Raw genomic sequence first — 12,233 nt, 5'->3', positions numbered from 1 at the left:
CGTGATCGAAAGCATTCTTCCGGCCGGCGTCCGCGCCGTGGAAACCCGGACCGATCCCGCCGACCCCACGCTGTTCCCCGAGGAGGCGGAGCTGGTGGCGCGCGCGGTGCCGCGGCGGCGCGCGGAGTTCGCCACGGTGCGGCACCTGGCCCGGCGCGGCCTCGCCGAACTGGGTCATCCGCCGGTCCCGATCCTGCGCGGGCACCGCGGTGCGCCGGTCTGGCCGGACGGGGTGGTCGGCAGCATGACGCACTGCCAGGGTTACCGGGCGGTGGCGGTCGCCCCGGCCGGTGTGGTCGGCGGGCTGGGCATCGACGCCGAGGTGCACGAGCCGCTGCCGGACGGCGTGTCCCGCCTGGTGGCCAGCGACGCGGAACGGGACCACCTGGACGACCTGGCCGGGCGCGAACCCGCCGTGCACTGGGACCGGTTGCTGTTCTGCGCCAAGGAGTGCATGTACAAGGTGTGGTCGCCGCGGACCGGGGAGTGGCTCGGTTTCCTGGACGCGGCGGTGTCGTTCACGCCGGACGACGCGCGGTTCACCGTGCGGCTGCTGGTGCCGGGGCCGTGGACGGAGGTGTCCGGGCGGTTCCGGGTGGAGGACGGCATCGTGGTGGCGGCCATCGCGGTGTGACCGTTAGCGGTGATACGGTGTTGGTGTTAGCAGTGAAACCAGGGGAGGCGTCATGTCCGACAACCGGATCACCAGCCGCGTCGCGATCGTCACCGGCGGGTCCCGCGGCATCGGCCGCGCCGCCGCGGAACGGCTCGCCGCCGACGGCATGGCCGTCGTGGTCGGCTATGCCGGCAACGAGAAGGAGGCCGCGGCCGCGGTCGCGACCATCGAGGCGGCGGGCGGTCGCGCGGTGGCGGTCCGGGCCGACGTCGCCGACGAGGCCGCGGTGGAGGAGCTGTTCGAGACGGCCGAGCGGGAGTACGGCGGCGTGGACGTGGTCGTGCACGCGGCCGGCCTGATGGTGCTGTCGCCGCTGGCCACACTGGACCTGGACGACCTGGACCGGATGCACCGGACGAACATCCGCGGCACGTTCGTGGTGGACCGGGCCGCCGCCAACCGGGTCCGGGCCGGCGGCGCCATCATCAACTTCTCCACCTCGGTGACCCGGCTCAGCCTGCCCACCTACGCGGCGTACGCGGCGAGCAAGGCGGCCGTGGAGGGGCTCGTCCCGATCCTGGCCAAGGAGATGCGCGGCCGCGACATCACGGTGAACGCGGTGGCGCCCGGCCCGACGGCGACCGCGCTGTTCCTGGACGGCAAGGACGACGAGACGATCGACCGGATGGCGAAGATGAACCCGATGGAACGCCTCGGGCAGCCGGCGGACATCGCCGAGACGGTCTCGTTCCTGGCCGGCCCGGGCCGATGGGTCAACGGCCAGACCGTGTACGTCAACGGCGGTGTCGCGTGACCGTCAACGGCGGCGTCGCCTGACCGGAGTCACCCGTCCGCGAACCGGGCGGCGAACGCCATCAGGTCCCTCCTCTCGACCGCGGCCGCCATGAGCTCCGGGAACGCGTCCGGCGTGCAGGCGAACGCCGGCACCCCGAGCGCCGCCAGCGCCGCCGCGTTCTCGTGGTCGTACGCCGGCGCCCCCTCGTCGGAGAGCGCCAGCAGCACCACCACCTGCACGCCCGCCGCGGTCATCTCGGCGACCCGGCGCAGCATCTGCTCCCGCACGCCGCCCTCGTACAGGTCGCTGATCAGCACGAGGATGGTGTCCCGCGGGCGGGTGACCAGCTGCTGGGCGTACCCGAGCGCGCGGTTGATGTCCGTGCCGCCGCCCAGTTGCGTGCCGAACAGGACCTCGACCGGGTCGCTGAGCTGGTCGGTCAGATCGACCACGGAGGTGTCGAAGACCACCAGCGACGTCCGCAGCGACCGCATCGACGCCAGTACCGCGGCGAACACCCCGGAGAACACCACCGACGCGGCCATCGAGCCGGACTGGTCGACGCAGAGCACCACGTCGCGCTGCACCGCGGTGGTCCGCCGGCCGTATCCGACGAGCCGTTCCGGAATGACCGTGCGGTGCTCCGGCTGGTAGTGCTTGAGGTTCGCCCGGATGGTCCGGTCCCAGTCGATGTCCGCGTGCTTCGGGCGGGCGATCCGGGCGGCCCGGTTCAGCGCACCGTTCACCGCGGCCCGGGTCTGCTGGGCGATCCGCTGCTCCAGGTCGTCGACCACGGCACGCACCACCTGCCGGGCCGCGTCCTTCGTCTCGTCCGGCATGATCCGGTTGAGCGACAGCAGCGTGCCGACCAGATGCACGTCCGGCTCCACCGCCTGCAGCATCTCCGGCTCCATCAGCAGCCGGGTCAGGTCGAGCCGCTCGATGGCGTCGGCCTGCATCACCTGCACCACGGTGCTCGGGAAATACTCCCGGATGTCACCGAGCCACCTCGCCACCTTCGGGGCCGACGCGCCCAGCCCCGCGGACCGGGCCGTGCGCCCCGCACCGTCCGGCTCCCCGGCGTCGTACAGTGCGGCCAGCGCGTCGTCCATCGCACCGTCGCGCCCCTCGGCCGCACCCAGCGCCTCCTCCGCCGGCCCGCCCAGGACCAGCCGCCAGCGACGCATCCGCTCGCGGCGTACCGCGTCCGCAGGTTCCGTCATCGCGCCTCCCGAATGTGCAGATCGCGGCCCAGCAGGGCGCCGAGCGTGGGCAGCACGGTGGCCGCCCGGACGTGATCGAGCGTGGTCGCGTCCGCCGACCGGCGCGCCCCGCGGTCGCCGGCCACCCGCTCGCCGATCGCCCGGCGCTCGCCCGAGGCGAACGCCCCGAACGTGCGCCGCAGCAACGGGAGCACGTCGCCGAACACGTCGTCGGCGATGTCGGCCAGCCAGTCGTCCAGCAGCTCCAGAAGTTCGTCGTCGTGAACCAGCAGCAGACCACCGCCGGACAGGAAACCCTCCACCCACGCGGCGGCGTGCGCGGGCGGGGTACCGGTGGTGAGCGGCAACCGCAGCCTGCGGCGCACCTCCGCGGCGTCCAGCCGGCCCGCGTCCAGCAGCAGCCGGGTGAGCCGTCCGGCCAGCAGGCCGTGCAGATCGGCCCGGACCGCCACCGACGCCAGCGTGGCGAGCCAGCGGTCGCGCAGGTCGTCGTCGTCCAGCAGGGCCACCGCCGCGTGCACGCCGTCGAGGTGGCCGCGCAACTCCTTGGCCGCGTCGTCGGAGAGCGAACCCACCGCGGACGGCAGCCCGGCGCAGACCCGGACCAGCAGGCTCGCGGTCAGGGTGGACAGCCCGGCCACGTCGGTGCGGCGGACGTCGCCGTACCGCAGGGTGCGGGCCAGCGCCGGGATCGCGGCCATCAGGTGGTTGATGTCGGCGTCCAGCGCGGCGCGGGCGTCCAGCGCGGACAGCACCGGCGGGTACGCGTCCGCCAGATCGGCCAGCAGGCACACCTCGACCAGGGCGGTCACCTCGGCGAGTGAGGTCGCCCGGCGCGCCGCGTCGGTCACCTTGGCGGTCGCCGCGGCGGCCACCGTGGTGCCGTACATGCTGCCCTCGACCAGCCGCACCGCGAACTCCGGCTGCCAGCGCAACCGCCACTGCTCGCGGAACGTGCCGGTGCCGCGCCGGCCGCTGTCCGGCTCGCCCCACGACACGTCCAGCGTGCGCAGCCGGTGCAGCAGCCGGCTGCGGCCGAGGTCGATCTCGCGCCGCAGATCCAGATCCAGCACGCGTTCCAGCGCCTCCGGCTTCAGCCGCAGGGTGCGCTGCTGCGCGGCCAGATCCCGAGCCAGCGGTACGGCCGGCATGTCGTCCGGTACGCCACCCAGCCGCTCGCCCACCACCAGCCGCCGGTCGATCAACTCGACCCGCAGCCGCTCGCCGTCACACATCACCGCCTCGGCCGCCTCGGTCACCTCGGCCAGCCCGGCGAGCGGCCGTCCGCGCATGGCCGCGAGTGCCTCGGCCAGCCGGGTCGCCTCGATGACGTGCGCGGACGAGGTCGGCACCCCCTCGGCACGCAGCACCCGGGCCGCGTCGACCAGCCAGCGCGGCACCACGTCGTCACCGGTGGAGAAGAGGTGGTGGTACCAGCCGGGGGAGCGCACCCCGGCGCCGTAGCCGGACCACGACGCCAGCCGGCCATAGGTCCACGGCACCCAGGTGAACGCGACCTTGCCCTTGCGCCGGCCCTTGAGCAGCGCGGTGTCGTCCTTGACGGCGACCTTGCGGGTCAGCGCCGGCACGTGCCAGGCGCCGCAGACCACCGCGATGTCGTCGTGGGTACGTCGCACCTCCCGCAGCACGGTCCGCATGTACGCTTCCCGCACCAGGTCCTCGGGATCCTCCGGGGAGGTGTCCCGGATCGCCGTCATGGCCTCGGCGATCGCCTCGAACGCGGGCATGCCGCGGTGTTCGACGACGTCCTCCCACCAGCGTTCCGGGTCGTCGTATCCGGCGGCGGCGGCCAGCTCGCCGATCGGGTCGACCGGCCGGAGCGGCTCGGGGCGGCTGTCCGGCTCGTCGCCGCCCGGGCCGGGCACCTCCAGCGCCGCGCCGGGTTCGTTCTCCGCCGGGTCGGGTTGGGCGGCTGGGTCGAGTTGGGTGCCCGGGTCCGGTTGGGCGGCTGGGCCGGTTGGGGGGCGGCGGTTCGCGCCGGCGGACACCCGGTAGGCGAACGGCAGGTCGAAGAAGCGGACCGGCACGCCGTGGTCCACCGCCCAGCGGATCGCCTGCCACTCCGGCGAGAAGACCGCGAACGGCCAGAACGCCGCGCGCCGGGGATCGTCCGCGGCGTACCCGAGCAGGGCCACCGGCGGCTCCAGGCCGCGGTCGCCCACCCAGCGCACCAGTTCGTCGGCCTCCGGCGGGCCCTCGACCAGCAGCACCTCCGGCGGATGCCGTTCGAGTTCCTGCACCACCGCACGGGCCGAGCCGGGCCCGTGGTGCCGGATGCCGTAGTACCGTTCAGGCATCGCGGGCGGCTCGGTAGAAGTCACGCCACTCCGGACGCTCGCGGACCACGGTCTCCAGGTATTCGCGCCAGACCACGGCGTCGGAGGCCGGGTCCTTGACCACCGCGCCGAGGATGCCGGACGCCACGTCCGCGGAGTGCAGCGTGCCGTCGCCGAAGTGCGCGGCCAGCGCCATCCCGCTGGTGATCACCGAGATCGCCTCCGCGGTGGAGAGCGTGCCGGTGGGGGACTTGAGCTTCGTCCGGCCGTCCTCGGTGAGCCCGCTGCGCAACTCCCGGAAGATCGTCACCACCCGCCGGATCTCGTCCAGCGCGGCCGGCACCTCGGGCAGATCGAGCGACTTGCCGAGCTGCGCGACCCGGCGGGCGACGATCTCCACCTCGGCGTCGGCGGACTCCGGCAGCGGCAGCACCACCGTGTTGAACCGGCGGCGCAACGCGCTGGACAGTTCGTTCACCCCGCGGTCACGGTCGTTCGCGGTGGCGATGAGGTTGAAGCCGCGCTGCGCCTGCACCTCGGTGTTCAGTTCGGGCACCGGCAGCGTCTTCTCGGACAGCACGGTGATCAGCGCATCCTGGACGTCGGACGGCACCCGGGTGAGCTCCTCGACCCGGACGATGCCGCCGGTCTGCATGGCCCGCATCACCGGACTCGGCACCAGGGCCGCGTCGGTCGGTCCGTCGGCCAGCAGCCGCGCGTAGTTCCAGCCGTACCGGATCGCCTCCTCCGCCGTGCCGGCCGTGCCCTGCACCAGAAGCGTGGAGTCGCCGGAGATCGCGGCGGCGAGATGCTCGGACACCCACGTCTTCGCGGTGCCGGGCACACCGAGCAGCAGCAGTGCCCGGTCGGTGACCAGAGTGGACACCGCCACCTCGACGAGCCGCCGCGGTCCCACGTACTTCGGGGTGATCTTCGCGCCGTCGCCCAGCAGATAGGTCACCACGGCCGAGGGGGACAGCCGCCAGCCGGGCGGCCGGGGCCGGTCGTCGGCGGCGGCCAGCAGGGCCAGTTCGTCGGCGTACTGGTCCTCGGCGTGCGGGCGTAGTGCGGTCACGCGAACTCCTGGTGCATCTCGTGGCGGAAGGTGAGTGTCCGGGCCAGGTCGGCCACCGGCCGGACCCGGGACGGGTCGCTGGGTTCCTGGTCGAGCTGGGCGGCGAGCTGGGCGACCGGCGCGGCGTACCGGGGCGGCATGGCCAGCGCGGCGGCGCGGCACAACTCGGCGAGCTGCCAGGAGTGCCGGTCGGTACGGGCCCGGCGGGCGATCGTCTCGACCACCGCCACGGCGAGTTCGTCCGGCCAGTCGCCGGTGTGCACGGCGAGCAGGCGGTGCGCGAGGTGGTCCTCGCGGCGCAGGAAGTCGGCGGCGATCCGGGCCAGCTCGGCGGGCGGCAGGACGAGATGCAGGTCCCAGCGCACCGCCTCGCGCAGACCCTGACCGGAGCCGCGCCCGTCGTGGTTGACCAGAGCGGTCGCCCAGGCCGGGTCGCGCTGCGCGATCGCCGCCTTGGCCCAGCCGTGCACCAGCGGCGTCTCCCAGTCGTGGCCGCGGGCCAGGTCGAGCACCGCATCCGGGTCGCGGCCGAACGCGGGGATCCAGGTGTCCAGCGGCGCCCCGGCGACCACCTCTTCGAGCAGCCACGCGCCGATGCCGGTGCCCCGGGCGGGCATGGCCGCCACGCCGTCGCGGCGCAGTGCCTCGTCCAGATCCTCCGGCGGGTCGACCAGGAGGCGGTCCCGGCCGAGGCGACGCCGTTCCAGGTGGATCGCGGCGCGGGCCCGCTCGGCCATGCGCCGGCCCAGCGCCGAACCGGGCAGCCGGCGCAGCAGGTCGAGCGCGGCCTCCCGCACCTCGCGGCGCCGGTCGTCCAGTGCCCGGTCGAGGAAGGCGTCGTCGGTGCCGGACAGCCCGACGTCAAGGGCGGCGACGAACCGGGCCCGGTCGTCCGACGACTCCCCGGCCCAGGTGCTCTCCAGCAGCGCGAGCCCGGCCGCCGGGTCGGTGCGGCGGAGGGTGATCAGGTACGCCAGGCGCTCGCCCCCGGACCCGGTCTCCCAGGCGCCCGCCGGGCCGGCCGGTGCCTCGTCGAGCAGCCACCGCCAGTCCGCGCGCATGGCCGCGAGCCAGGCGCCGCGCCGGCCGGCGACCCGGGCCAGCGAGGGGCGCACGGTCCCGTTGCGACGGCCCGCGTCGAGCAGCGCGGGGAGGGCCTCCGGCGGCACGAAGCCGCCGTGCCGGGCGGCCGCGTCCAGCCACTGGGCCAGCAGTTCCTGGGCGACCTGGGCGCCGCCCGGGACGCCGCCGTCGGAGAGGATGCGCAACAGCCGTTCGCCGGCCGCGGCGGGCAGTGGGCGGTCGGTCTCCACCGGTGCCGCGGGCACCGGCTGAACCCCGGCGGCGGGAGTGGTGCCGGCCCGGCGGTAGATGAGCGCGGCGGCCGCGGCCTCCAGCAGCGCCTGCGCCGACCCGGCCGCGCCCCGCACCCGGCCCGCCGAGCCGCCGGCATCCCGGGCGTCGCCCGCCGAGCCGGCATCCCGGGCGTCGCCCGCCGAGCCGGCATCCCGGGCGTCGCCCGCCGAGCCGGCATCCCGGGCGTCGCCCGCCGAGCCGGCATCCCGGGCGTCGCCCGCCGAGCCGGCGGAGTCCCGGGTATCGCCCGCCGGGCTTGCGGCGTCCTGCGCATCGCCCACCAAGTTGCCGACATCCCAGGCGGGGTGCGCCGGGCCCGGGCCGGCCGAAAGGGCGGACCGGGGCGCCGCAACGGTGGTGACCAGTTCCCGGTCGCCGACCCGGACCAGGTCGGCGGTCCACGGCCGACGGGCCGTCCCGACCAGCGCCGCGGCCAGCAAGTCGGCCGGCAGCTCCGGCGCGCGTGGCGGCCCGCCCTCGAACACGGTCGGAGCGGCCGGCACATGGCGCCCGTCGACCCAGGCCGCCAACGGCCGCAACCCGCCCGGTGACCACTCCGCGGCGACCACCGCCGGCGCGCCACCGGCCGCGGCCAGCAGCCACCACGGCTCCCGGTGGCCGGTGGCCAGCGGCAGGGCGTCGCCGGCCCGGTCGACCAGCCGGCCGTCGGCGGTAGGTGCCACGCCGGCCAGCAGCACCGGGACGTCGTGCCGCCACGGCTCGGCGGCCAGCGCGTCCGCGAACGTGGCCAGGGCCCCGCGGATCGGCTGCGCGCCGGCCGGCGCGCGGAGCGGACGCGGTGCGCCATGCCGGTCGGCGACCAGCGCGCGCAGCGGCAGCGCGCCGGGATAGAAACAGAGGTCGGCGTCGAACTCGGTGCCGGGAACGTCGTCGGTGCTCAGTGTCTGCCCGGCGGCGGCGAACGCCAGCAGCAGCGCGGCCCGCCCGGTGTCGGCGCCACGCAGCCAGGTGCGGCGGGTGGTCAGTGCCCCGTCATCGGTGTCGACCCGGCCGAGCACCTGCCAGCGGTCGCGAATCCGGGACCCGGCGAGCACGTCGTCGGCGGCGACCGGGAACCCGATCCGGCTGCGGACCGTGGCGGCCAGCGTGGGCGGCAGGTCGGCGAGGCGGCCGTGCCCGGCCACCAGCAGGCGCAGCAGTGCCATCTCGCCGAGCAGACGGTCGGCCCACTGCGCGCCGACGCCGACGATCGCGCCGAGCCGGCGTACCGCGGAGGCGACACCGGGTGCCTGGGCGTCGACCAGCCGGGCCGCCATGGTGTCGAACGGCCGGTGCCCGGCCTGCTCGGCGCCGGCCAGTCCCTGCTGGATCTGATCGTCGAGCCAGCGGCTCAGCTCGGCCATCCCGGCGGCCACCCGCTCGCCGCGCTGCTCGGCGCGTTTCCGGGCGGCGACCGGGTCGGCCGGACCGGCACCCCGGGGAGCGGCCGCCTTCGCGGCCCGGGCCACGCGGGCCGCCTGCCACTCGGCCACCCAGTCCGGCGCGGGCGTCTCCGGCAGGCCGTCGGACGCCCATCGCAGGAGCAGGCCGAGCGCGTGTTTGCAGGGCACCTTGCGACTCGGACAGGAGCACCGGTAGGCCGGACCGGTGAGATCCACGCACACCTGGTAGGGCTGCTTCCCGCTGCCCCGGCACAGCCCCCACACCGCGTCGCCGGACCGTCCGGACGCGGGCCACGAGCCACCGCTCGCACCGCGGGCGGTGCGGAGCGAGCCGGGGTCGGGCGCCAGCGCGGCGACCTGGGCGGGAGACCATCGTTCAACGGGCACCGCAAAACCATAGGCGCCAGGTACGACGTTTCCGCCCGATCGAGGGACGGCCCAGGTCACGCCGGTGAGCATGGAGCGGGACCGGACGCCGGACGGTCCCGCCCGGCCGTTCCGGGCACCACCGCGACACCGCTGAACCACCGTCCGGACACGCCGCACCCAGCACCGAGGCGGGCCGTGACGGCCAGCGCTCCTGAGATCAGCTCAGTGGTACACCAGCGTCGTTACGAGGCACCTATGACAACGCCGGTGTACCACTGGAGCGCTCCAGTGGTACACCGGAACCCCACGTGGACGCAGCGCGGCCGGCCGGAGGGATCTCCCGGTGCCCGGCCGTTGTCACCGCGCCGGCGTCCGGCGCCGAACCGAGCTGCCCCGCGGGCCGTCCCGCCTGCTGACCCCACATCACCGCCCCGAACGCCACCACCATTCCGGCCACCTGGACGCCGGTCAGCGACTGCCCCAGCACCGCCCAGCCCAGCGCCGTCGCCACCACCGGGGACAGCAACCCGAGCAGGGAGAGCTGCGCGGCCGGCAGCCGCTCCAGACCGCGGAACCAGTTCGCGTACGCCAGCAGCGTGCCGACCAGCGACAGGTACGCGTACCCGCCGATCTGGGGTCCGGTCAGCGTGTCCGGCAGTCCTTCGGTGGCCAGCGCGACCGGCACCAGCACCAGGCCACCCGCCGTGAGCTGCCATCCGGTCGCGGTCAGCAGCGACACCCCGGGCCGTCCCCACCGCTTGGTGAGCACCAGGCCGAGCGCCATCGAGACGGTGCCGCCGAGCCCGGCGAGGACGCCGATCGTGTCGAGGCGGGCGGCGGCGGTGAGCACGGCGAGGGTCACCCCACCGGCGCCGAGGACGCCGGCGACGACGGTGCGCAGCGCCACCCGTTCGGCCAGCAGCAGCACGGTCAGTCCGGCCACCACCAGCGGTTGCGCGGCGCCGAGCACCGCGGCCATGCCGCCGGGCAGCCGGTACGCGGCGGCGAACAGCAGTGCGAAGAACACTCCGATGTTGAGCGCGCCGAGGACGGCCGAGCGCCACCACCAGTCGCCGCGCGGCAGGCGCCGGGTGAACGCGAGCAGCAGCAGGCCGGCCGGCAGGGCGCGGAGGACCCCGGCCAGGACCGGGCGGCCGGGCGGGAGGAACTCGGTGGTGACCGCGTATGTCGTGCCCCACACGGCGGGGGTGAGGGCGGTGACGAGCAGGATCGGCGTACCCATGGAAACTCCCTCGATGGAAAGTATCTCGACATCAAGATAAATCCCGGAGGTACCTTCTTGTCAAGAAGCTCGACGTCGAGAGAATGGGCGCATGGCGGAGTCGGACGGCGTGGACCGGATCATCGAGCAGTGGGGCCGGGAGCGGCCCGACCTGGACACCACGGCGATGGCCGTGTTCGGGCGGATCTACCGCCTGGCCCGGGTGGCCGGCGACGAGGTGGAGAAGGCGTACGCCCGGTACGGCATCGGGCGCGCCGAGTTCGACGTGCTCGCCACGTTGCGCCGGTCCGGTCCGCCGTATCAGCTGTCCCCGGGGGCGCTGGCCGGCTCGATGATGCTCAGTTCCGGGGGCACCACCGCCCGCCTGGACCGCCTGGAGCGCGCCGGCCTGGTGCAGCGGAGCCCGTCCCCGACCGACCGCCGGGGAGTATTGGTCCGGCTCACCGACGCCGGACGGGAGATCGTCGACGGCGCGGTCGCGGCCGGCCTGGCCGAGCAGCAGCGGCTGCTGTCCCACCTGCCGGCGGACCGGGCCCGGCAACTCTCCGACCTGCTCCGCGAGGCGCTCGGGCCGCACGCCGACCGGTGAGATCCCGCCGGACCGGGCCGCGGCGCGTCAGGTGCGGGCCGGTGTGGCGCCGTGCCCGGCCGGGACCACCTCGCCCGGCCTGGGCGGCGGCGGGGGAGTGCCGTCGCCGAACGGCCGGCCGCCCAGCTTCTCCCGGCCGTGCTCGGTCAGCCAGTTGCTCAGGTCGGGGCCGGCCGGCACCACCCCGGTCGGGTTGATGTCGGTGTGGACCTCGTAGTAGTGCGCCTTGATATGGACGAAGTCGATGGTGTCCCCGAAGCCGGGCGTCTGGAACAGGTCCCGTGCGTACGCCCACAGCGCCGGCATCTCGGACAGCTTCTGCCGGTTGCACTTGAAGTGGCCGTGGTAGACCGGGTCGAAGCGGGCCAGCGTGGTGAACAGCCGGACGTCCGCCTCGGTGATGGTGTCGCCGACCAGGTACCGCTGCGTGGACAGGTGCTCGGACAGCTTGTCCAGACGGTCGAAGAGCCGATGGTACGCCGTCTCGTACGCCTCCTGGGTGCCGGCGAATCCGGCCCGGTAGACGCCGTTGTTGACATCGGCGAAGACGAACCGGTTCACCTTGTCGATCTCGTCGCGCAGGTGCTCCGGATACAGCGCCGGGGCGCCCTCGCGGTGGTATTTCGTCCACTCCAGGCTCAGGTCCACGGTGATCTGCGGGAAGTCGTTGGTGACCACCTGACCGGTCGGCACGTCGACGATGGCCGGGACGGTGATGCCCTTGTCGTACCCCGGGAAGCGTTTGACGAAGGCCTCCTGCAACCGTTCGATGCCGAGCACCGGGTCCCGCCCGCCCGGATCCAGGTCGAACGTCCAGCTTCGTTCGTCGTGGGTGGGGCCGGCGATGCCCATGGACAGCGCGTCCTCCAGGCCGAGCAGGCGGCGCACGATGATCGCCCGGTTGGCCCACGGACAGGCCCGGCTGACGACCAGCCGATAGCGACCCGGCTCGACCGGATAGCCGTCCCGGCCGTCGGCGGTGATGCGGCTACCGATGTAACGCTGGTCCCGGGAGAACTCGCCGGACGGGTTGACGTACGCCATGTCCTTCATCGTGCCCCGAATCCGGGCCGATCACACCGCGATACGGCCGCCGGCCTGCGCGGGCAACCCCACGTCCTGGATCTTGCGCAGCCGGTGCCCTCGGTTACCCGGCCGAGGGCGCCGAACAGGAAGAGATCGTCTGTGCCATGCGGTCCCACCGGCGGACCGCATGGCACAAAGTTCCCGTCTCGTCGCCGAGCCGCAGGTGGGAGGCCTGTCCGG

At 74.6% G+C, this 12,233-nt stretch carries 9 protein-coding genes; 3 read left to right on the top strand and 6 right to left on the bottom strand.

Annotated elements, in window-relative coordinates:
- Position 1 precedes the first annotated feature (1 nt).
- On the top strand, positions 2–634 hold the full coding sequence (locus tag LDL48_RS24035; protein ID WP_225257472.1) for a 4'-phosphopantetheinyl transferase family protein: 633 nt from the start codon (positions 2–4) through the stop codon (positions 632–634).
- Positions 635–686: 52 nt separating this feature from the next.
- Positions 687–1,430, top strand: coding sequence for an SDR family oxidoreductase (locus LDL48_RS24030; protein ID WP_225257471.1), 744 nt, complete (start codon positions 687–689; stop codon positions 1,428–1,430).
- A gap of 29 nt (positions 1,431–1,459) precedes the next feature.
- On the opposite strand, the gene LDL48_RS24025 is transcribed toward LDL48_RS24030, so the two are convergent.
- The 5 genes from LDL48_RS24025 to LDL48_RS24000 all read right to left on the bottom strand — a co-directional run bounded on the left by LDL48_RS24025 (position 1,460) and on the right by LDL48_RS24000 (position 10,378).
- The gene (locus LDL48_RS24025; protein ID WP_225257470.1) at positions 1,460–2,635 is read right to left on the bottom strand and encodes a VWA domain-containing protein; all 1,176 of its coding nucleotides are present in this window, start codon (positions 2,633–2,635) and stop codon (positions 1,460–1,462) included.
- Positions 2,632–4,953, bottom strand: coding sequence for a DUF5682 family protein (locus LDL48_RS24020; RefSeq protein ID WP_225257469.1), 2,322 nt, complete (start codon positions 4,951–4,953; stop codon positions 2,632–2,634). The genes LDL48_RS24025 and LDL48_RS24020 overlap by 4 nt, the downstream gene beginning before the upstream one ends.
- On the bottom strand, positions 4,946–6,007 hold the full coding sequence (locus LDL48_RS24015; RefSeq protein WP_225257468.1) for an ATP-binding protein: 1,062 nt from the start codon (positions 6,005–6,007) through the stop codon (positions 4,946–4,948). The genes LDL48_RS24020 and LDL48_RS24015 overlap by 8 nt, the downstream gene beginning before the upstream one ends.
- Entirely contained in the window at positions 6,004–9,153 is a 3,150-nt protein-coding gene (locus tag LDL48_RS44225; protein ID WP_308016487.1) for a DUF5691 domain-containing protein, read from the bottom strand. Before LDL48_RS44225 ends, LDL48_RS24015 begins: the two co-directional genes overlap by 4 nt.
- A gap of 235 nt (positions 9,154–9,388) precedes the next feature.
- Positions 9,389–10,378: an EamA family transporter gene (locus LDL48_RS24000; RefSeq protein ID WP_225257467.1), complete on the bottom strand. Its 990-nt coding sequence runs from the start codon at positions 10,376–10,378 to the stop codon at positions 9,389–9,391.
- A 91-nt stretch (positions 10,379–10,469) separates the two neighbouring features.
- Here LDL48_RS24000 and LDL48_RS23995 point away from each other — a divergent pair, with 91 nt between their 5' ends.
- The gene (locus LDL48_RS23995; protein ID WP_225257466.1) at positions 10,470–10,967 is read left to right on the top strand and encodes a MarR family winged helix-turn-helix transcriptional regulator; all 498 of its coding nucleotides are present in this window, start codon (positions 10,470–10,472) and stop codon (positions 10,965–10,967) included.
- Positions 10,968–10,994: 27 nt separating this feature from the next.
- Here the strand turns inward: LDL48_RS23995 and LDL48_RS23990 are convergent, their stop codons facing one another.
- On the bottom strand, positions 10,995–12,011 hold the full coding sequence (locus tag LDL48_RS23990) for a glutathione S-transferase family protein (protein ID WP_225257465.1): 1,017 nt from the start codon (positions 12,009–12,011) through the stop codon (positions 10,995–10,997).
- Positions 12,012–12,233 lie beyond the last annotated feature (222 nt).

This window comes from Jidongwangia harbinensis (genome assembly GCF_020216025.1).
Classification (GTDB): Bacteria; Actinomycetota; Actinomycetes; order Mycobacteriales; family Micromonosporaceae; genus Actinoplanes; species Actinoplanes harbinensis.
This window is presented reverse-complemented; position numbering and strand designations above follow the sequence as displayed.